The sequence below is a fragment of the Enterococcus salsurae genome (genome assembly GCF_054784955.1).
Genome location: NZ_BAAHWY010000001.1, coordinates 536,854 through 556,720, shown reverse-complemented (window position 1 = coordinate 556,720; position 19,867 = coordinate 536,854). Strand labels below are relative to the sequence as shown.

Annotated in this window: 19 protein-coding genes; 17 read left to right on the top strand and 2 right to left on the bottom strand. The window is 43.2% G+C overall.

Annotated features, from left to right (window positions below; genetic code table 11):
• Window positions 1–4 precede the first annotated feature (4 nt).
• The 14 genes from dtd to ACYVRS_RS02670 all read left to right on the top strand — a co-directional run bounded on the left by dtd (window position 5) and on the right by ACYVRS_RS02670 (window position 15,924).
• A complete protein-coding gene (gene dtd, locus ACYVRS_RS02735) occupies window positions 5–451 on the top strand; it encodes a D-aminoacyl-tRNA deacylase (protein ID WP_461202437.1) in 447 nt (148 codons plus the stop codon).
• Window positions 452–729: 278 nt separating this feature from the next.
• The gene (locus ACYVRS_RS02730) at window positions 730–2,229 is read left to right on the top strand and encodes an ABC transporter permease (protein WP_461197982.1); all 1,500 of its coding nucleotides are present in this window, start codon (window positions 730–732) and stop codon (window positions 2,227–2,229) included.
• A gap of 13 nt (window positions 2,230–2,242) precedes the next feature.
• Window positions 2,243–2,917 carry an ABC transporter ATP-binding protein gene (locus ACYVRS_RS02725; protein ID WP_054115212.1) on the top strand — a complete coding sequence of 225 codons (675 nt, stop codon included), beginning with the start codon at window positions 2,243–2,245 and terminating at the stop codon, window positions 2,915–2,917.
• A complete protein-coding gene (locus ACYVRS_RS02720; protein ID WP_461202435.1) occupies window positions 2,910–4,400 on the top strand; it encodes a PASTA domain-containing protein in 1,491 nt (496 codons plus the stop codon). The genes ACYVRS_RS02725 and ACYVRS_RS02720 overlap by 8 nt, the downstream gene beginning before the upstream one ends.
• Window positions 4,401–4,624: 224 nt before the next feature.
• Window positions 4,625–6,364: an ABC transporter ATP-binding protein gene (locus ACYVRS_RS02715; protein WP_312497935.1), complete on the top strand. Its 1,740-nt coding sequence runs from the start codon at window positions 4,625–4,627 to the stop codon at window positions 6,362–6,364.
• 25 nt (window positions 6,365–6,389) lie between these two features.
• Window positions 6,390–8,225, top strand: coding sequence for an ABC transporter ATP-binding protein (locus tag ACYVRS_RS02710; protein WP_054115318.1), 1,836 nt, complete (start codon window positions 6,390–6,392; stop codon window positions 8,223–8,225).
• A gap of 137 nt (window positions 8,226–8,362) precedes the next feature.
• The gene (locus tag ACYVRS_RS02705; protein ID WP_313538758.1) at window positions 8,363–8,857 is read left to right on the top strand and encodes a methylated-DNA--[protein]-cysteine S-methyltransferase; all 495 of its coding nucleotides are present in this window, start codon (window positions 8,363–8,365) and stop codon (window positions 8,855–8,857) included.
• 99 nt (window positions 8,858–8,956) lie between these two features.
• Window positions 8,957–10,450 carry a phosphohexomutase domain-containing protein gene (locus tag ACYVRS_RS02700; protein ID WP_461197984.1) on the top strand — a complete coding sequence of 498 codons (1,494 nt, stop codon included), beginning with the start codon at window positions 8,957–8,959 and terminating at the stop codon, window positions 10,448–10,450.
• 28 nt (window positions 10,451–10,478) lie between these two features.
• Window positions 10,479–10,682, top strand: coding sequence for a hypothetical protein (locus ACYVRS_RS02695; protein WP_054115207.1), 204 nt, complete (start codon window positions 10,479–10,481; stop codon window positions 10,680–10,682).
• A gap of 154 nt (window positions 10,683–10,836) precedes the next feature.
• A complete protein-coding gene (gene sapR, locus ACYVRS_RS02690; protein WP_054115206.1) occupies window positions 10,837–11,511 on the top strand; it encodes a two-component system response regulator SapR in 675 nt (224 codons plus the stop codon).
• Window positions 11,508–12,545: a sensor histidine kinase gene (locus ACYVRS_RS02685; protein WP_313510157.1), complete on the top strand. Its 1,038-nt coding sequence runs from the start codon at window positions 11,508–11,510 to the stop codon at window positions 12,543–12,545. The genes sapR and ACYVRS_RS02685 overlap by 4 nt, the downstream gene beginning before the upstream one ends.
• A gap of 137 nt (window positions 12,546–12,682) precedes the next feature.
• The gene (locus ACYVRS_RS02680; RefSeq protein WP_461202433.1) at window positions 12,683–13,549 is read left to right on the top strand and encodes a GRP family sugar transporter; all 867 of its coding nucleotides are present in this window, start codon (window positions 12,683–12,685) and stop codon (window positions 13,547–13,549) included.
• 20 nt (window positions 13,550–13,569) lie between these two features.
• The gene (locus ACYVRS_RS02675) at window positions 13,570–14,955 is read left to right on the top strand and encodes an APC family permease (protein ID WP_461202431.1); all 1,386 of its coding nucleotides are present in this window, start codon (window positions 13,570–13,572) and stop codon (window positions 14,953–14,955) included.
• An 87-nt stretch (window positions 14,956–15,042) separates the two neighbouring features.
• Window positions 15,043–15,924 (top strand): ribokinase, encoded by an 882-nt coding sequence (locus ACYVRS_RS02670; RefSeq protein WP_461202429.1) that lies wholly within the window; start codon window positions 15,043–15,045, stop codon window positions 15,922–15,924.
• Between the two features lie 68 nt (window positions 15,925–15,992).
• Here ACYVRS_RS02670 and ACYVRS_RS02665 read toward each other — a convergent pair whose 3' ends face one another.
• Both ACYVRS_RS02665 and ACYVRS_RS02660 read right to left on the bottom strand, forming a co-directional pair.
• Entirely contained in the window at window positions 15,993–17,186 is a 1,194-nt protein-coding gene (locus tag ACYVRS_RS02665; protein WP_054115201.1) for a toxic anion resistance protein, read from the bottom strand.
• A gap of 99 nt (window positions 17,187–17,285) precedes the next feature.
• Window positions 17,286–17,933: a 5-bromo-4-chloroindolyl phosphate hydrolysis family protein gene (locus ACYVRS_RS02660; RefSeq protein ID WP_461202427.1), complete on the bottom strand. Its 648-nt coding sequence runs from the start codon at window positions 17,931–17,933 to the stop codon at window positions 17,286–17,288.
• A 216-nt stretch (window positions 17,934–18,149) separates the two neighbouring features.
• On the opposite strand from ACYVRS_RS02660, the gene ACYVRS_RS02655 reads away from it, so the two are divergent.
• From ACYVRS_RS02655 to ACYVRS_RS02645, 3 genes are all read left to right on the top strand, one after another.
• Window positions 18,150–18,728, top strand: a complete 579-nt coding sequence (locus ACYVRS_RS02655) for an NUDIX hydrolase (RefSeq protein ID WP_461202425.1) — start codon at window positions 18,150–18,152, stop codon at window positions 18,726–18,728.
• Window positions 18,721–19,017, top strand: a complete 297-nt coding sequence (gene macP / locus ACYVRS_RS02650) for a cell wall synthase accessory phosphoprotein MacP (protein WP_054115198.1) — start codon at window positions 18,721–18,723, stop codon at window positions 19,015–19,017. Before ACYVRS_RS02655 ends, macP begins: the two co-directional genes overlap by 8 nt.
• A gap of 120 nt (window positions 19,018–19,137) precedes the next feature.
• On the top strand, window positions 19,138–19,833 hold the full coding sequence (locus ACYVRS_RS02645; RefSeq protein ID WP_312497926.1) for a 5'-methylthioadenosine/adenosylhomocysteine nucleosidase: 696 nt from the start codon (window positions 19,138–19,140) through the stop codon (window positions 19,831–19,833).
• The last annotated feature ends 34 nt before the right edge of the window (window positions 19,834–19,867 follow it).

The following is a 19,867-nucleotide window of genomic DNA, read 5'->3' as shown; positions in this document are numbered from 1 at the left end:
CAAGATGAAAGCAGTCATTCAGCGGGTTCGTCAAGCCAGTGTGGCCATCGAAGGGACCGTTGTTGGTGAAATCGAGCAAGGATTGATGGTATTATTGGGCATTACCCATGACGATCAACAGGAGGATGTGGATTATCTGATTCGCAAAATCATGCAGTTGCGCGTTTTTGAAGATGAGGCAGGCAAGATGAATCGTTCCCTGGCTGCAATCAACGGTGCAATTTTGAGTGTTTCCCAATTTACATTGTATGGTGATACGAAAAAAGGCAATCGCCCCAGCTTTATCAAAGCTGCCCCTCCCGCACTTGCAATTCCTTTGTACGAGGCCTTCAATCAAGGTCTGAAAGAGTCAGGTGTAACTGTAGCAACGGGTCGGTTTGGCGCCGACATGCAAGTGTCTCTGATCAATGACGGACCTGTAACGATCATCATTGATACCAAAGAAAAATAATGCGACAAAGTACCTATTCGTTCAAAACGAGTAGGTACTTTTTTTGGTGAAAAACCAGGATACCAACGACTGAAACGCTATCTTACAAAACTGTTAGAAAAATCCATTCATCCTCTAATGTTATATAACGCAGATTAAGTCGCTTTTTAGATGGTGATTACAATGTTTGTCCTGTTATCTTAAAAAAATAGTACAAATAACCTCCATTTATTCAGATTGTTCTTACTGGCGAAGTATGGAATAATTGTTAAAAAATAATGTCACTGGAGGAAATGACAATGAATTTTTGGCAGCGCGCATTAAAAAGCATCACTCGCAGGAAAGGGAAATCATTTATTTTATTTTTAGTTGTATTTGTATTGGGAAATGTCATTGCAGGCGCAGTAGCAATCCAGCAATCAACAGCCAATGTTGAAAGAGAAACAAAAAAGAAAATGGGCAATGTGGCGACGGTCGAAATGGAATATGAACGTTTTGAAAAAGAAACGGCGGATATGCCAGACGAAGAAAGATATAGTGAAGATTTTTATCCAAAGACTCCTAGTGTAGATGTCTATGAACAGATAGGAGAATTGAGTTATATCAAGTATTATGACTATTCCAATACGAGTGGTTTTGAAACGAATAAATTAAAAGTATATACGCCAGAAGACGGTTCAATGGGCATGGGCGGCAACTATTTCTCACTAAAAGGTGGCAACCTGACCGAACCATTGGATATGCGTGAAGGTTTGATCAAGCTGGTTGAAGGAGAAGGCTTTACTGATAAAGACATCAATGAGTCAACCAATGCTGTTTTAGTCAGTAAAGAAGTAGCAGAAGCCAATAATTTGTCCGTTGGAGATCAACTCGTCTGGGATATTCGCAGCGAAGTGTATATGGATAGTTCAGAAGCCGAATCTGATGAGGAAACAGAGGATAGTGGCAGTACCGTCGTGACTTTCGACTATCCGGTGACGATCGCGGGTATCTTCTCTGTCGTTAAAAAAGATGATAGTAGCCAATCAGATCAATCAGATAGTGCACAACAAAGCAACCAAGCGTGGATGCTGATGGATCAGATCAATACCTTTTACGCAAGTAATAATTTTGTGAAAGAATTTAACAAGGTCCAAATGGAAAAACTATGGGGAGAATCAAGTGAAGATGTGGATGATCAGCAATACTATACCCCAATGTTTGTCTTAAATTCTATTGATGATGTGGATGCCTTTAGGCAAGAAGCAGATGCCTTGCTGCCTGATTATTATAAGGTCGTTACCAATACGGATCAATATGACGAGATTGCCGGCGGCTTTAATCGTTTGGGTGTGATCGCCAACTACATCGTCATCATCGCATCGATTGCGGCCATGTTCATCATCTCGTTGGTTGTGTTGCTGTTCTTGCGGGATCGCAAGCAAGAGTTGGGCATCTATCTTTCTCTAGGGGAGAGCCGAGGAAAGGTGATCGGTCAAATCGTGATCGAAGTATTGCTGGTTAGTGCGACGGCGCTATTGGTATCGTTAGTGACCGGGAATCTTTTAGGCGGCGCAGTATCTAATACCTTGATGCAAAGTGACTTTATGTCGCCGCAAGTTGACAATGGGATGGTTTATTACGGTAGTTTGATGTCTGTCGATCTCAATTTGAATGATGTGAAGGATGCCTATCAGGTCAATTTCTCTGTTGGGTATATCATCACCTACTTATTGCTGGGGCTAGGCACAGTCTTGTTATCAGCAGTCTTGCCATTGCTTTATATCTTGCGCTTAAATCCGAAGAAAATCATGATGTAGGAGGAAAAACACCATGACATTACTAGAAACCAAAGCAGTCGATTATTATTACCAAGACGGGGATCAACGCCGCTACATCCTGAAAGAAACCTCTGTTGCCTTTGAAAAAGGCAGATTTTACGCAATTTTAGGTCAATCTGGTTCTGGGAAAACCACCTTTCTTTCTTTGATCAGTGCTTTAGACAGCCCGAAAACGGGTGAAATCTTGTTTGAAGGCACCGACATCGAAAAAATCGGTCATGAAAATTACCGTCGGGACGATATCAGTATCATCTTCCAAAGTTACAATTTGATTCCTTATTTAAGTGCTGTCGAAAATGTACTGGTACCGATGTCGATCACCAAAAACAAGTTGCCAGACAATCAACAAGAAGTTGCCTATAATTTATTGGATTATATTGGCATCACGAAAGAAAAAGCCAACCGGCTAGTCAATCAACTCTCAGGTGGGGAACAGCAGCGTGTCGCCATCGCCCGCGCGTTAGCCACCAATGTGGACATTATTTTGGCAGATGAGCCAACTGGAAACTTGGATGAGGCCATGGAACAGGAAATCATTGATATCTTCAAAGATTTGGCCCATGTTCATAACAAGTGTGTGATCGTCGTGACCCATGCCAATGAGATTGCCCAGCAAGCCGATGAAGTCTTGTATCTTCGTAAAGGTGTGTTAAGCAGTCATGAGTGATTTTTTATCCAATTTCAGTCCAGATAAGTATGATGGCAAAAAGCAAGAACCGACACCTCAAGACAAACCAGAAACACACACGCAAGCACCTGCGCAGGAAGAAACGCCTGTGCCTGCAAACGATCCAGAGACCACAGGAAGTCGGCGAGGAAGCAAGCCTAATGGTCGTCGTGAGGCCAAGGACGAGGAACAAGCAAACAGCAACAAGCAATCTGTGAGCCGTTTTGGTCAGGAAGAAACAGAGTTTGACCCAACGTACAAAAAGCGAAAACGAAAAAAGATCTTTATCATAGCGGCTCTTTCCCTCCTTCTAGCGGTGGTGATTGGTATCGTGTATTATCAAATGACCCATGTCACAGTCCCTGACTTTAAAGCAAGCAATCTTTCGGATGCACGCACCTGGGGCAATGAGGAAGGGGTGACCCTTAAGGTCGAGCAAGTCTATGATTTTGAGCTGGATACCAATCAAATCATTGATCAAGATGTAGCTGCAGACAAAAAAATCAAAAAAGGGGCGACTTTGACAGTAACGGCTAGTCTTGGTCCAGATCCAGAAGAACAGTTGACATTGCCTGACTTTGCTGAGATGGAAACGGCGGCAGCCAAACAATGGATCGAGGACAACAAAGCGGAGAATATTTCCTTGATCGAACAATTTGATGATACCGTTAAAGCCAATGCTTTTATTAAGCAAGAAGCCAACAATAAAGAATTGGATTTGACAGCCTACCGCCGGAAAGATCGCTTAAGCGTCTATTATTCTAAAGGCAAAGAAGTCTTCGAGAAAGATATCGAAGTCACCGATTTTACGGGCAAAACGAAAGCTGAAGCGGCAGAATGGGCCAAAAAGAACGAGTTGACCTACAAAGAAGAAGCGGTATTTTCTGATAATGTCGCGGTGGATCTAGTGGTGTCACAGGAACCGGTCAAAGGCAGTAAGCTAGCGAAAAAAGACACCTTCCTTGTGAAAGTATCCAAAGGGGAAGCCATGACAGTGCCAGACTTCTCTCAATATACGATCGAAGAAGCCCAAGGATTAGAATCTAAGATCCCCGTTCAAGTCTCAACGATCTATGCCACCAACGTTTCGTATGGCAGTTTCATCAGTCAATCCGTCGAAGCAGGCAAAGAATATGGCGAAGGCGATAATCTGCCGACAGTGCAGGTCGTTTATTCACTAGGACAACCTTATCTGAAAGATATACGTTTGCAAGCAACAGAAGGCGATCTGCCGAAGTTGTTCTTTGATGAATACAAGTCTAAAGGCGCGTATATTTACTATGATATTTACTATGTTGATTCTGCAGAACCGAAAGGAACGGTCGTGGAAATGAGCCGCTATGGCGAATTCATTCCTTTAGAAACATGGATCACGATTGGAATCAGCCGCGGCAATCTGCAAGGAGCAACCACCACTGTGCCGGAAGAAACGCTAGCGGATGCACCTGTTGAAGAAACAGACACTGTCGATTCTGGGGAGTAAACGAAAGCTATAAGCAAATAAATGAAGCAACGGTCTTTAAAAGCGGCTCAGTCGGTCGCTTTTGAAGACCGTTTGCCGCTTCTTACAAAGCTATGCGTTTTTTTGAGAAAATAGTCTTAAAAAAAAGAGCAAACCAGAAGCTTGTATTCGGAGAAGTGATACAGTAAACTTGATGTAACAATAAAATCGGTGTTTGATGCCATTTACAGAAAGGGAAGAAAATAATGATAAAAAAATTGCTCGCAAATGTGGGCAGCTACAAAAAAGACAGTTTGATGACCCCCGTATATGTAGCGGGAGAAGTGGCATTGGATGTGATCATGCCCTTGATCATGGCAATGATGATTGACCAAGGGATCGAAAAAGGAGACGCCAGCGTAATTCTGCGAGATGGTGGCTTGCTTTTTTTATTGTCTTTATTGGCGTTGCTGCTAGGCACTTTGGGTGGACGAACAGCGGCGATCGCTTCCGCTGGGTTTGCTCGTAATTTAAGACATAACTTATTTACACGGATCCAAGATTTTTCTTTTTCAAATATTGATCGCTTTTCTTCGGCTAGTTTGATCACGCGGATGACAACAGATGTCACCAATGTTCAAAATGCCTATCAAATGATTATCCGCATTCTTGTACGCAGTCCGTTAGTGTTGATATTTTCCTTGGTAATGGTTAGTACGATTAGTCCAGAACTGATGACGATCTATCTGGTTGTGCTGCCGATTTTGGCGATTGGTTTAGCGTTGGTGATCAAATTTGCACACCCGTTGTTTTTGAAAGTCTTTCGAATCTATGACAAGTTGAATAATGTGGTGCAGGAAAATCTGCAAGGTGTGCGGGTCGTTAAATCTTATGTCCGAGAAGAACAGCAGGAAGAGATTTTTGACAAAGTCTCAGAAGATGTTTATCGCAACTTCACACTGGCGCAACGAATTGTTTCCTTCAACATGCCATTGATGCAATTTTCAGTCTATACGTGTATGTTGCTGTTGTCTTGGTTTGGTGCTCAGCTGATCGTAGAGCAAAGTAGTCTGACAACTGGTGAATTGGTCAGCATGTTCAACTATACGATGCAAATTTTGATGAGTTTGATGATGATGTCGATGGCATTTGTTCAAATCTTGATTGCTAGAACCTCTGCGGAGCGCGTGGTAGAAGTACTGGATGAAGAAAGTGATTTAAAAAATAACGCTGAGCCGCTAACAACGATCAGAGATGGTTCTATCGTGTTTGAAAATGTTTGTTTCAGTTATGCGAATGACAAAGACAAATTGGCCTTGGAGCAAGCCAATCTTGAGATTGCTTCAGGAGAAGTCATTGGGATCATTGGTGGAACAGGGAGTGGGAAATCGTCCCTTGTTCAGTTGATTCCCCGGCTCTATGATGTGATCGAAGGTCATGTCAAAGTCGGCGGTCATGATGTCCGTGACTATGATTTGGCCGTTTTAAGAGATCAAGTCAGCATGGTGCTGCAAAATAATGTGCTTTTCAGCGGAACGATCAATGACAATTTGCGTTGGGGCAACGAAAATGCCTCTGATGAAGAAATTCGTCGCGTAGCAACGATAGCCCAAGCGGACCCATTTATCCAAGAATTTCCGGATAAATATGAGACCATGATCTCTCAAGGCGGAAACAATGTTTCTGGTGGTCAAAAACAACGGCTGACGATTGCCCGCGCTTTGTTGAAAAAACCAAAAATCTTGATTCTAGACGATTCTACGAGTGCTGTCGATACAAAGACAGACCGCAGTATTCGCGAAGGATTGAAACGGGAGATTCCAGGGACGACAACGATCATCATCTCGCAGCGAATCAATTCGATTGAGGATGCCGATCGGATCATCGTCATGGATGATGGTAAAATCAATGGAATTGGCACGCATGATGAATTACTAGCCAACAATACGATTTATCAAGAAGTGTATCATTCCCAACAGAAAGGATTTGGTGAAGGTGAAGAATAGACAAGCAGCAAATCCAGTAGGAACGATGAAACGGTTGTTAAAAACCATGTTTGGGGATTACAAAGGTCAATTGCTGATCGTGATGTGTATGATTTTATTAAGTGCGTTTGCCAACGTGCGCGGTTCGCTCTTCTTGCAAGTGGTGATCGATGATCATATCGCACCATTGTTGGGACAAAGTAATCCTAATTTCAGCAGTTTGCTGCAAGCAATCATTCAGATGGGGATCATCTATTTGATTGGGATTTTGGCTGGGTTGGTCTATAACTTTATGATGGTCAAAATCAGTGAAGGGACGCAAAAAAAGATTCGTGATCAAATGTTCACCCATATGCAATCATTGCCAGTCGGTTACTTTGACGCACGCTCGGATGGCGATATCATGAGTCACTTCACCAATGATACAGACACACTCCGTCAAATGATCTCGCAAAGTATTCCTAATTTGATGATGGCAGCAGTAACATTTTGTTCCGTGTTTATTGCGATGTTCTCAATTAGTTTGCCGTTGACACTCTTCGTCTTGCTTTCTATTGTCTTAATGTTGAACGTGATCCGCTTGGTTTCAAGAAAAAGCGGGCGTTTCTTCGGTGCCCAACAACGAGATTTAGGTGCAGTCAATGGCTACATTGAAGAAATGATGCATGGTCAAAAAGTCGTGAAAATCTTTAACCATGAAAAAGTTGTGATGGCTGAATTTGATGCTCTCAATGATCAACTGCAAGAAAGTGCGACCAAAGCCAATGTCAATGCCAATACGTTGATGCCGATCATGATGAATCTTTTGAACATTCAATATGTGCTGATCGCCATTATCGGCGGGCTGTTTGCAATCAATGGCGTGTCTGGATTGACAGTAGGGATGATTGCTTCTTTTCTGCAATTAAGCCGCTCATTGAATGGCCCAATCAGTCAAGTGTCACAACAAATCAATTTTGTGATCATGGCATTGGCAGGTGCCGAGCGGATCTTTAATCTCTTAGATGAAACGCCTGAAGTGGATACAGGCTATGTGACATTGGTCAATGCCAAGTGGTCACAAGGGCAACTGGTAGAAACCCAAGAACGCACCGGGACATGGGCGTGGAAACATCCCCATGAAGATGGCACGATCACTTATACAGAAGTCACTGGTGATGTGCGCTTTGAAGAAGTTGACTTTGGTTATGTCGATAACAAAATGGTCTTACAAGATATCAATTTGTTTGCAGAACCTGGTCAAAAAGTGGCCTTTGTTGGTGCGACCGGCGCTGGCAAGACGACGATCACAAATTTGATCAATCGGTTTTACACGATCCAAGAAGGAAAAATCCGCTATGACGGAATCAATATCGAAAAAATCCAACTTGAATCATTGCGCCGTTCATTAGGGATCGTTTTGCAAGATACCCACTTGTTTACCGGGACGATCAGAGAAAATATCCGCTTTGGTAAACTAGATGCAACAGATGACGAAGTATTAGCAGCGGCCCAGTTGGCGAACGCTGATATGTTTATCAATCATTTGCCGCAAAAATATGATACGGTGATCACAGGGGATGGAGATGGCTTGTCCCAAGGGCAACGCCAATTACTGGCGATTGCCAGAGCAGCGATTGCCGATCCACCGGTGATGATCTTAGATGAAGCAACTTCAAGCATCGATACGCGAACAGAGCGCATCGTGCAAACAGGGATGGATCGCTTAATGACTGGACGCACTGTCTTTGTCATCGCGCATCGCTTATCAACGATCCAGAATTCTGATGTCATCATGGTGATGGACCATGGACGCATCATTGAACGCGGGACCCACGATACACTACTAGCCGAAAAAGGTACCTACTACCAATTGTATACTGGTAAAATCGAATTAGATTAAGCAAAAACAGCGGCGTATCAGAAAAGCCGCTGTTTTTTTGTACCGTATCGTCTGGTTTGTGTATACTAGAGAAAAGAGCTTTGATTGTGGGCACTATAGATCAACTGGGTTCTCAAGCAAACAAGAAGAGGTGCTGTATGACTTTCACACGACAAATAATCCACATCAATGAAGAAACGTATGAAGCTGTTCGAACAGAAAAAGGCTATGTCTATTTTGGAAAAGAAGCAGCCCATGATGAATGGATTAAGTTTTTTCCGCTGGCAGTGCTCCACGAGGGCAATGAAATCAATAGCAAAATCGAGCTGCAGCTCCAACGATACTTTGCTGGAGAGGCAATCGCCTTTGACATTCCCTTCGACTTTGTTGGTACACCATTTCAACAAGCAGTCTGGCAAGCGTTGACTGAGATTCCTTATGGACAAACGATCAGTTACAGTGGGTTGGCGCAAAAAATCGGGCGACCAGAAGCAACGCGGGCAGTAGCCAATGCTGTTGGCAGAAACCCATTAATGATTCTGGTCCCTTGTCATCGTGTATTAGGAAAAAATGGGCGGTTGACGGGCTATCGCGGCGGTTTACCAACCAAACAACGCTTATTGGCACTAGAAGGAATCGCTTATAAGATGTAACATAAACTGATTTAAGGTAAAAAATACTAAAAGCCCACCCATTTCAGCAACTGTCTGGTATAATGAAGATGATTCCGGTTACAAGAAGGGGTGGCGAAGATGACGTTTATGGATTTACAAAATGGTTCTGATATTCGGGGGATTGCGATAGCAACTGCTGATGAAGAAGTGATATTGACAGAAGAAGCAGTGGCAGCAGTGGCATCAGGATTGCATCACTGGTTAGCCAGTAAGGGCACAGGTCCGTTTCGGGTGGCAGTGGGCAGAGATAGCCGCTTAAGCGGAGAGGCCCTGCAACAGGTATTGATGACCCAGCTGCAAGCTGAAGGCATTGATGTGATCGATTGCGGACTGGCAACGACGCCTGCGATGTTTATGAGTACCCAATTTCCAGATTTTGCTTGTGATGCCGGGGTGATGCTGACGGCTAGTCATTTACCCTATTATTTTAATGGCATTAAAGTATTCAGCCGTGAAGGCGGTGCAGAAAAAGCCGATATCCAGTACATCTTAAGCCATAGCCAACCACAACCTAAGGATGAGCTAGGCACCTATCAGCAAAAAGATTTGATCACACCTTACGCAGAGGATCTAGTGACTAAGATCCGTCAGGGGATGGGGACAACTGAGGCGCATCCGTTATCAGGTTTGAAAATCATCGTTGACGCAGGAAATGGAGCAGGCGGCTTTTTTGCCGAAAAAGTGTTGCTTCCATTAGGCGCAGATAGCAATGGCTCACAATTTTTAGAACCGGATGGGCATTTTCCAAACCATATCCCGAATCCGGACAATCAAGAAGCGATGAAAAGCATCACTGATGCTGTATTGAGAGAGCAAGCAGATCTTGGAATCATTTTTGATACAGATGTTGATCGCTCGGCAGTAGTCACTAAAAGCGGTGCCCCGTTAAATCGCAACAATATGATTGCGGTGTTAAGTAAAATCGTGTTGGCCGAGCATCCTAGTACAAAGATCGTGACCAACTCCCCTACCTCAGATCATTTGAAACGATTCATTGAATCGTTAGGCGGACAACAAGTACGCTATATTTCCGGTTACCGCAATGTGATCAACAAAGCCATTGCCTTGAACAATGCAGGAGAAGATGCCCTGTTAGCGATTGAAACTAGCGGTCATGCGGCCTTTAAAGAAAATTATTTTCTAGATGACGGTGCATATGTGATCGCGAAGATCCTTATGATTTTACCGGAGCTCCAAGCACAAGGCACCTCGCTGGAGGATTTGATCGCGACACTAAAACAGCCGTTGGAGACCCAGGAGTTGCGCTTTAAGATCAATACGCCAGAATATCGGCGGTATGGTCGTCAAGTGATCGCTGATTTTGGCGCATTCAATCAAGAAGGTTGGGTCATTGATCCTGAAAACGAAGAAGGTATACGTGTCAAAGTAGCAGAACCATATGGCAATGGCTGGTTTTTGTTACGGATGAGTTTACACGAGCCGTTACTCGTGTTGCAGATCGAAAATGATGTTGCAGGGTATTTGCCGGCCATTGCCCAGAAAGTCGGTGACTTCTTCAATCAGTATCCAGCGATTGATCAAAGTCAATTACGGTCGTTTTTGTCAGAATAAAATACGTCATAGAAATGCAGGGAAAAAAATGGTGATGGTAATGGGTTTGATCATGTTGGTGACTTACGGAACAAATTTCTTTTTGATACGCTATTTGAAGCAGCGGCCCCATATTGATGTCATAGAAAAACTCTCAATGTTGTTAGGAATCAATATGAGTGTGCTGTTTTTAGACGGTATTTTATTATTCGTTGGAAAATTGCTGATCGACACCGTAGAAATCATTGAGTAACGCACACAACAGGGAAGAGAGAACCGAAAAGATCCGCCATATGGATGGCGGGTCTTTTATTATTGGTTAAATGAGCGATTATTGTTCGCTTTCAGGTATATTTTTTGATACAGTTAAGGAAAGTATTTTCGAAAAAAGTGAGGCATGCATATTTATGGCTAAAATCATGGTAGTAGAAGATGAAGTTGTCATTCGGCAATTGATCATGGAGGAATTGGAAAAATGGCAATTTGATACGATTGGCACGACAGATTTTCATCAAGTAGGTGCCGATTTTGAAGCAGAAAATCCCCAATTGATCCTTTTGGATATCAATTTACCGGTGTTTGATGGGTATTATTGGTGCCAAAAAATTCGAGAAACATCGAAGGTACCCATCATTTTTATTTCTAGCCGCAATACCAATATGGATATGATCATGGCGATGAATATGGGCGCCGATGATTTTGTGACTAAGCCCTTTGAGATCGATGTTTTGATCGCAAAAATCAACGCATTGCTGCGTCGTTCGTATAATTATGTTGAGAGCAGCAATGAAACATTGGTCCATAACGGATTGACGTTGAATATTGACAATAGCAGTATGTCGATCAATGATGAAACGATCGATTTGAGCAAAAACGAGTATCGCTTGCTCTATATTTTAATGAAGAATCATGGCAAGATTTTAAGTCGTGAAAAACTCCTGCGGGCATTGTGGGATGATGAGCGGTTTGTGGATGACAATACCTTGACCGTCAATATCAACCGATTGCGTCGGAAGATCGAACAAACAGGGACTGCAGGTTATATTGAAACCAAAGTGGGCCAAGGGTATATTGTGCCATGAACCATCTAAAAACGCTGCTTGGCTTTCTCAAAGATCGTTGGCTACTGCTGGCTGCTTGGTTGATTCTATTTGTTTTGACTGTGTTGGTCTTTTGGTTGATCCCCCACTCACCATTAGACTGGGGAACTGTTGGCTACCTATTTTTGATGCAATGCGTCCTGCTGGTCTTTTTTTTGGCGGTCAGTTTTTTGGCAAAGCGGCGTTTTTGGCAAAAACTCACGCCGCGATCTGGCGAAAATTTATTGCAAAATTATCTGCAAGGGGCGCGCTCTGTCGAAGAAGAGCGGATCGAGCGCTATATCAATCAATTGATTAGCGAACATCAAGAGTTGATGCAGCAAGTCGTGGGCAATCAAGAAGAGCAAAAGGAGTATATTGATTCATGGGTCCACGAGATCAAAGTGCCACTAGCCGCTTCTCGTTTATTGCTCCATGCTGTGGAGTTTGATATTCCTGATGATAAATTTATCTTATTAGAGAATGAACTCAACCGCATCGATGCTTACGTCGAACAAGTCTTGTATGTTTCCCGATTAGATAGCTTTTCGAAGGACTATCTGGTTCAAGAAGTGTCGATAAAATCAGTGATTCAACCTGTATTGCGCAATCAGGCCAACTATTTTATCCAAAAGAATTTGCATTATAAAGTCGTGGGAGATGATCAGCCAATCTTGACAGATGAAAAATGGCTGTCCTTTATTTTTAGCCAGTTGGTGAGCAACGCGGTCAAATATACGCCTGATAATGGCCAGCTGACGATCCAAATCGATAAAGATCCACAAGGTACGTATTTGCGATTGATCGATACTGGTATTGGTATTCCCCCAGAAGACCTGCGCCGTATTTTTGATAAAGGGTTCACAGGTGAAAATGGGCGTAAAACCGACACCCATTCTACAGGATTGGGTCTATATTTAGCCAAAAATCTGGCCAAGGAGTTAGGGATCGAACTGACTGCCGCGTCTACTGTTGGAAAAGGCACAACCATGACCTTGTTTTTCCCTTTATTAAGCTATTATGAAGAAATTCGCTAGAAAAATGAGGATTGGTTAGGTACAGTATCACGCCTGATTTTCACATTGTTTTCAGCAAATTATAACTTGTCCTTTAAACGTTTTCACTGATACACTTACCCTTGTGTACTAAAAACTGAATAGTAAGGATGAATAAAATGGAAATGCTTGTAGCTTTAATCCCTATGTTCGCGTGGGGCAGCATCGGTTTAGTCAGTGGAAAACTTGGAGGCGATGCCAATCAACAAACACTAGGGATGACGATTGGTGCGTTTGTCTTTTCGCTGATTGTGTTTTTTGTCACGATGCCTACGATTGACGGGAAAGTGATCATCATTGGTTTACTCTCAGGTTTATGCTGGTCTGTCGGTCAAAATGGCCAATTCCATGGCATGAAACATTTAGGTGTTTCTGTAGGTTTGCCGTTGTCAACAGGGATGCAGTTGATTTTGAATACTGTGGCAGGGGCGGTCTTTTTTGCTGAATGGACACAAACCCGCGATTACTTGTTAGGCATCTGTGCCTTGATCTTGTTGGTGCTAGGTGCGTATTTGACGGCACGACAAGATGGAGAAAAAGCGCCAGAAACAGAAAACAAAATGCTCGATTTTCCTAAAGGATTCAGAGCTTTGATCTCTTCTACGATTGGTTATGGTGCCTATACGATCATTATCACTTGGGCAGGAATCGATCCGTTGGCGATTATTTTGCCTCAAAGTATCGGTATGCTGATTGGTGCCAGTTTGTTCGCATTACGCAAAACGACGGTGGATCGCTATGTTTGGAAGAATACATTGTCTGGTTTGTTGTGGGGCGTCGGGAATGTGTGTATGTTGATCACCGTACAACAAGTCGGTTTGGCAGTTGGGTTTTCATTGTCGCAAATGGGCATCATTATTTCAACGCTGGGCGGTATTTTCATTCTAGGAGAAAAGAAAACCAAAAAAGAATTGCGTTATGTTGTCATTGGCTGTTTGCTGGTGATTATTGGTGGCGTTTTGCTGGGATATATGAAAGCGGCGTAACGTAAATTTCAGGAGGAACCATGGATTTATTTCGTAAAAAGGTCATACAACCAGAACGTGTGACAAACCTAAAGAAAGAATTGAAATTAAAAGATTTGATCATGCTGGGGATTGGCGCCATTATTGGTACGGGGATTTTTGTTGTGACCGGGGCGGCATCTGCTGAGTATGCAGGACCGGCACTGATTTTGTCCTTTGTGATTGCCGGGATCGTGGTGGTGTTGTCAGGTCTGTCTTTTGCAGAATTTGCTTCTCGTATTCCGGTTTTGGGGGGCGCTTATTCTTACTTGTATGTCGTTTTTGGGGAATTCATTGCCTGGTCGGCCGGTTGGTTCCTGATTTGTGAATTCTTATTGGCTGTTTCTTCGGTGGCCTCAGGGTGGTCCGGATATGTCCAAGGATTCTTAGCCAGTGCCGGGATTTATTTGCCTACGGCGCTGACGGCGGGGTATGACCCAAGTAAAGGGACGTATATTGACTTGATTGCTGGTTTGGTGATCGTCTTTGTCACTTTATGGGTGAGCCAAGAGGCGAAGAAAGCCTTGCGATTGAATAATGCAATGGTTTGGGTCAAATTTGCGATCATTGCCTTATTTATCATCTTTGGTGTATTTTTCGTCGAGCCGGGCAACTGGCAGCCCTTTATGCCGTTTGGCTTCTCAGGTGTCTTTAATGGTGCTGCTTTGGTGTTCTTTGCTTTCTTAGGGTTTGACGCGGTCGCAATGGCGGCTGAAGAAGTCGAGGATGCCAAGAAAAATGTTCCCAGGGGGATTATTGGCTCGATTGCAATCGCCACTGTTTTATATATCGTGGTGACACTGATTTTGACAGGTATCGTTCCGTATACTGAATTAGGTGTTAGTGATCCGGTAGCATTTGCGATGCGTTATATCAACCACGGATTGGTCGGTTCGATTATCTCCGTCGGTGCGATCTTGACACTCTTAACAGTCACGATTGCTATGATGTATTCATTGGCACGCTTGTTGTATGCAATCAGCAAAGATGGATTGCTGCCGCGTTTTATGCAAGAGGTAGATCCAAAGCAGCAAACGCCCAAAAAAGCGACCTATGTTGCTGGGGCCTTTGCCTTGTTCTTTGCTGCCGCATTTCCATTGAATATTTTGGCTGAGTTGACCAATATTGCCGCATTGTCGTATTTGATTTTAATGTCGCTAGGTATTATCAAACTGCGCAACATGTTGGGAGAACCAAAGAAAGGGGAATTCAAAGTCCCCTTTGTTCCAGTTCTACCATTGCTTTCCGTGGCCAGCTGTCTATTTTTGATGACCCGTCTGCAAATGACCACTTGGATCGTTTTTGCGATTACTTTGGTGATTGGTGTGGTGATTTATTTTGTGTATGGATATCGGCATAGTGCGTTGCAAGATGAGGAGAAGAGTTAGCTTTAGGCTGACTCTTTTTTGCTGTTTATCATAGCCTAAGGGAATATGATAAACTACCTATATATATGATTTTGGGGAGGAGAAAAAATGCCAAAAATTTTGGTCGTAGGTAGTCTATCTATGGACTATGTAGTCGAAACACAGCAAATACCGCAACAAGGCGAGACGGTATTTGGTACGCAGTTCAAACAATTTTTTGGCGGCAAAGGGGCCAATCAAGCTGTCGCTGCGAGACGCGCAGGGGTGGAAGTTGCCTTTTGCGGTGCGGTGGGTGATGATCTATTAGGTCAACAATTGATCAACAACTTAGCAGACAATCAGATCGAAACGGATCATGTCGCCAAAATCCCAGCATCAACTTCAGGAACAGCGCACATTACATTGTTTGAAGGAGATAATCGGATCATTGTTGTGCCAGCTGCCAATCAGCAGCTAACTGCATCTTTTATTCAACAGCGCTTGATTGACTGGGAAGATCTCTCAATGGTTATTCTGCAAAATGAAATTCCTCAAACGGTCAATCGCGCACTGATTGACAGGTGCTGTGAGAGAGGGATCCCCGTTTTATACAATCCAGCACCAGTGACACAGCTTGACTCAGAAATCATAGGTCAAATCACTTATCTTACACCAAACGAGGAAGAATGTAAGGCCTTATTCTCAGAGCTGTCGATTGAAGAAGCGGTACAAAAGTATCCGAACCAGCTCATTGTGACTTTGGGTGCGCAAGGGGCTATCTATCATGATGGCCAAGCGGTGCGCAAGGTTCCTGCTATGTCATTAACAAAAGAGCAAGTCTTGGACACAACAGGTGCTGGGGATACCTTCAATGGTGCTTTTGCCGCAGCAATTTGTCGTAACTTATCTCTGGAAGCGGCAGTACAGTTTGCCAATCATGTAGCAGGATTGTCCGTGCAGCAATTGGGTGCCCAAACAGGAATGCCCTATCTAGATGCTTTCTCTAATTAAACAAAAAAGCCAAAAGCGCATATCAGATAACGTGCAGGGCACGTCTGATATTGCTTTTGGCTTTTTCTTTATTTATTCCCCGTCAAATCCAACAGACGGTCTTTCAAATCTTCTTCTAAATGACCCAATTCCACTTCGGCAGCCCGACGTTTTTCTTTTCCTTCGCGTTGGATGCGTAATGTTTCTTGGATGGTTTCTACCAAATCATTCTGCGTTTTTTGCAAGGTTTCGATATCGACGATGCCCCGCTCGTTTTCTTTGGCTGTTTCGATTGCAGAGACTTTAAGCATTTCAGAATTTTTCTTCAACAGTTCGTTGGTTGTTTCAGATACTTGTCGTTGTGCTGTAACGGCATCTTTTTGTCGCAACAAGGTCAATGCAATGACGACTTGGTTTTTCCATAATGGAATGGCTGTGTTGACAGAGGCTTGGATTTTCTCTGCTAAAGCCTGATTGGTGTTTTGGATCAAACGAATTTGTGGTGCTTGTTGGATCGTGATTTGGCGTGCCAAGCGCAAATCATGGGTCCGTTTGTCTAAACGGTCCAAAAACTGAGTATAGTCATTGGCAATCTGTACATCCATTTGATCATTGGTTTGTTCGGCTTTCTTCATAGCTTCAGGAATGATGGTGGTTTGTAATTCTTGCATTTTCAATTCCCCAGCTGCGATATAGATATTTAATGCGTCAAAGTAGTCTTTATTTTTATGATAAAGCTGCTCCAGCATTAAGTTGTCTTTCAGCAGACCATCTTTTTCTTTGTCTAGTTTGACGGCGATTTTATCGATTTGGGCGCCGATTTTTTGATATTTCGCTGTGATCTCAAAAATTGATTGTTTGACTTTGCCAAACATCCGCTTGAATAGATTGCCTTCACCCGCACGCAATTCATCGGGATTGGCTTCTTGCAAGCGATACATCAATTCTGTCAATGAATCGCCAACAGGACCAATATCGGCTGCTTGTACATGATTCAACATCGATTGCGAAAATTCCCCGAGCTTCGTCTGTGCGGCTGCCCCATAAGTGATGACTGCTTGCTGATCAGTGGCATCGATCTTGTTGGCAAGTTCTTGGGCTTGTGCCTGTCTTTCTGGCGGCAATTTGTCGATTAGCCGAGGGGCTTGTTGTTGTTCTTGCAGCGCAGTGATTTCTGCTTGTTGTGTAGTTGTCAACGTGTCGACAGGGGTTGCAAATGGGTTGTTCAATAGATCGTCAAGGGTATCGTTGACTGGTTTTATTTGATCAGGTGTATCACTCATAGAAACTCCTCCTAAAAATGTGTTCATTTCGAAAAAAATCTAGCCTGGGCTAGATTTTTTTTTAGATCTGATTCGCTTATGTAAGCGTGAGATCTATCCCTATTCATTATCGCGTTTTATGCTTTGTTTGGCAATGGATAACTCAATATCCATATCATCAAGGTCATCTGCAACAAATTGCGAGTAATCTTTGGCGATCAAAGAGGCCATTTGTTCGATGATCTGGGTGCTTTCTTCGATTTTTTCATAGGTTTCACGACTTTTGATCTCATGTTCGTTAATCTCGATGAATTTGTCGGTTAGATCGACCATATTTGGCAAATGGGTATAAAGAAAGTGATTGGCCAATGGCAGCTTATTTGGTTCCTTGACCAATTCTTTAAAGAGCGCCTTCGATGCCCGTAAAGCGTCATGCCGCAAGTCAATCGCTTTTAGTTTATTGTTGCGGGCAATGTTTTTTTGCAGTTGGTCGATTTGCTGTTTGCTTTGGTTCATCGTGTCGCGAAATAGTTCGATTTCACGTGTCGACATCCCGCTTTTCAAATAGTGCGCTTCTCTTTCTTTGGTCAAAGAAGGCAACACATGGGGATTGGCTTCGACTTTGCGGCCTCTAAGGCCGACCACGATTAAAACGATACCTGCTAACAACAACAAGGTTGTAAATGTATCAGTACCAGTTGCGCTAACAAATAGCAGCAACATAATGAGTATGATCGCACCAGCGATCAACCGGATGTTTTTTTTCATTTTTCCTCCTCCTAAAAAAATCGTTGGACAAGTTGATTTGGTTGTTCGACATCTTTATTTTAGCATGTTCCAGCGGATAAAAATATCAGACTTGGGGTGGATATTCTGATATTTAGTAAATTCATAAGCTTTCTTGTCTTTTCTTAAGAAGATATTTTTGGCAAATTATGCTAAAGTGTTTGTTAGATAAGACGAGTAAAGGTTAGGTGGAGAAAAATGCTTGAATATACAGATTTTGAAGAAAAAACGATCCAGCGCAAGGAGATCTTCCATGGAAAAATCATCGATGTTGTGATTGATGATGTGGCTTTGCCAAATGGCGGCACCAGTAAACGAGAACTGGTCTTTCATCCTGGCGGTGTTGCGGTGATCGCTTTAACAGCAGAAAATAAAATGGTGTTTGTGCGCCAATTCAGAAAACCATTGGAACGGGTCATCTTAGAAATACCTGCTGGGAAAATCGATCCTGGTGAAGGGTCGACACCTGAATTGACAGGTGCCCGCGAGCTGGAAGAAGAAACGAGTTATCGTCCAGATGCCCTTGAACATCTTTATTCTATGTATTTATCGCCAGGTTTTGCCAACGAGATCCTGCACATATATTGTGCCACGGCTATCACGAAAGTGGAAAATTCGTTGCCGCAAGATGACGATGAAGTGTTGGAAATCTATGAACTGACTTTTGAAGAGGCGCAAGCTGCTGTGGCAGATGGAAGGATTTGCGATGCCAAAACATTGTTTGCGTTGCAATATTGGGAATTGCTGGAATTGAAACGGAGGAAGGGCCTTGCCTAAAGAACCATTGATCACTCGTTCGGAATTGCGGCGACGCAAAGAAGAGGAAGAGGCGGCGAATGAACGCAATCAAAAACTGATCGCCAAACAAAGCAACAAAGAATTACAGAAAAAAGAAAAGCAAATCGACAACCATTACCGAAAAGTACGTAAGCAAACAAAGGATATCACCAAAACGCGGGCCGGAGAAAATCAAAAGTCCCGTGATTTGAATCGCTTTTTGATGAAAGCAATCGTGATCGTTGGTTTGTTGTTGATCGTTGTTGGCTTGGCTATTTTTCTGTTGTAATTCGCTGCGTTTATTATAAAAGAGAAGCATGCAGAGATTCATATGGGGGTTATTTGGTTTGATATGGCCTAATGATAGCTGCTTTGTATAATGTATGGATTTTTGAAGGGGGATATATGTATGAAAATCGGTATTATCGGTGCAATGGATGAAGAAATCAAAGCACTAAGAGAGCAATTAGCCACACCATTGTCATGGGAAAGAGGCGGTGCGCTATTTATTTCTGGGAGTATCGGCAATCATGAAGTGATCGTGGTACGTTCTGGTATCGGCAAGGTGTTGGCCTCGATCACGACGAGCTTGCTGATTCAGCAATATGGTGTCAATATGGTGATCAATACGGGGTCTGCTGGCGGCATAGGGTCAGGTTTGCAAGTCGGTGACTTGGTGATCTCAGATAAAGTCGCGTACTTTGATGTTGATGTCACTGGTTTTGGTTATGCGTTTGGCCAATTGCCTGGCGGAATGCCTTTGTATTATGAAGCAAGCCGCTATTTGATCAGTGAAATGACGAAAGCAGCTGAAGCCACTGATCATATTGTGAAGAATGGGCTGATCGTTACAGGGGATAGCTTTATCAATGATCCGCAAAAAGTTACGGCTATTTTGGATCACTTCCCTGAGGCGTTGGCTTGTGAAATGGAAGGGGCAGCGATCGCCCAAACTGCGCAACAATTCAATGTACCTTTCTTGATCGTTCGGGCGATCAGTGACACGGCAGACCATGGAGCCACCCAATCGTTTGATGACTTTATTTTAGATGCGGGCAAACGTTCGGCTGAAATGGTGCTGGCTTTTCTTAAGCAATTAAAGTGAGGCTAGCAGCGCTAGACTAAAAGGAGGATTTTCT

What these genes read in the sequence shown, in the direction of transcription:
- ACYVRS_RS02705 (WP_313538758.1), top strand. Translation starts at nt 8,363, where the DNA reads ATGACTTTCACACGACAAATAATCCACATCAATGAAGAAACGTATGAA.
- ACYVRS_RS02655 (WP_461202425.1), top strand. Translation starts at nt 18,150, where the DNA reads ATGCTTGAATATACAGATTTTGAAGAAAAAACGATCCAGCGCAAGGAG.
- ACYVRS_RS02670 (WP_461202429.1), top strand. Translation starts at nt 15,043, where the DNA reads ATGCCAAAAATTTTGGTCGTAGGTAGTCTATCTATGGACTATGTAGTC.
- ACYVRS_RS02700 (WP_461197984.1), top strand. Translation starts at nt 8,957, where the DNA reads ATGACGTTTATGGATTTACAAAATGGTTCTGATATTCGGGGGATTGCG.
- ACYVRS_RS02695 (WP_054115207.1), top strand. Translation starts at nt 10,479, where the DNA reads ATGGTGATGGTAATGGGTTTGATCATGTTGGTGACTTACGGAACAAAT.
- ACYVRS_RS02660 (WP_461202427.1), bottom strand. Translation starts at nt 17,933, where the DNA reads ATGAAAAAAAACATCCGGTTGATCGCTGGTGCGATCATACTCATTATG.
- ACYVRS_RS02665 (WP_054115201.1), bottom strand. Translation starts at nt 17,186, where the DNA reads ATGAGTGATACACCTGATCAAATAAAACCAGTCAACGATACCCTTGAC.
- ACYVRS_RS02725 (WP_054115212.1), top strand. Translation starts at nt 2,243, where the DNA reads ATGACATTACTAGAAACCAAAGCAGTCGATTATTATTACCAAGACGGG.
- sapR (WP_054115206.1), top strand. Translation starts at nt 10,837, where the DNA reads ATGGCTAAAATCATGGTAGTAGAAGATGAAGTTGTCATTCGGCAATTG.
- ACYVRS_RS02710 (WP_054115318.1), top strand. Translation starts at nt 6,390, where the DNA reads ATGAAACGGTTGTTAAAAACCATGTTTGGGGATTACAAAGGTCAATTG.
- ACYVRS_RS02675 (WP_461202431.1), top strand. Translation starts at nt 13,570, where the DNA reads ATGGATTTATTTCGTAAAAAGGTCATACAACCAGAACGTGTGACAAAC.
- ACYVRS_RS02680 (WP_461202433.1), top strand. Translation starts at nt 12,683, where the DNA reads ATGGAAATGCTTGTAGCTTTAATCCCTATGTTCGCGTGGGGCAGCATC.
- dtd (WP_461202437.1), top strand. Translation starts at nt 5, where the DNA reads ATGAAAGCAGTCATTCAGCGGGTTCGTCAAGCCAGTGTGGCCATCGAA.
- ACYVRS_RS02730 (WP_461197982.1), top strand. Translation starts at nt 730, where the DNA reads ATGAATTTTTGGCAGCGCGCATTAAAAAGCATCACTCGCAGGAAAGGG.
- ACYVRS_RS02685 (WP_313510157.1), top strand. Translation starts at nt 11,508, where the DNA reads ATGAACCATCTAAAAACGCTGCTTGGCTTTCTCAAAGATCGTTGGCTA.
- ACYVRS_RS02645 (WP_312497926.1), top strand. Translation starts at nt 19,138, where the DNA reads ATGAAAATCGGTATTATCGGTGCAATGGATGAAGAAATCAAAGCACTA.
- ACYVRS_RS02715 (WP_312497935.1), top strand. Translation starts at nt 4,625, where the DNA reads ATGATAAAAAAATTGCTCGCAAATGTGGGCAGCTACAAAAAAGACAGT.
- ACYVRS_RS02720 (WP_461202435.1), top strand. Translation starts at nt 2,910, where the DNA reads ATGAGTGATTTTTTATCCAATTTCAGTCCAGATAAGTATGATGGCAAA.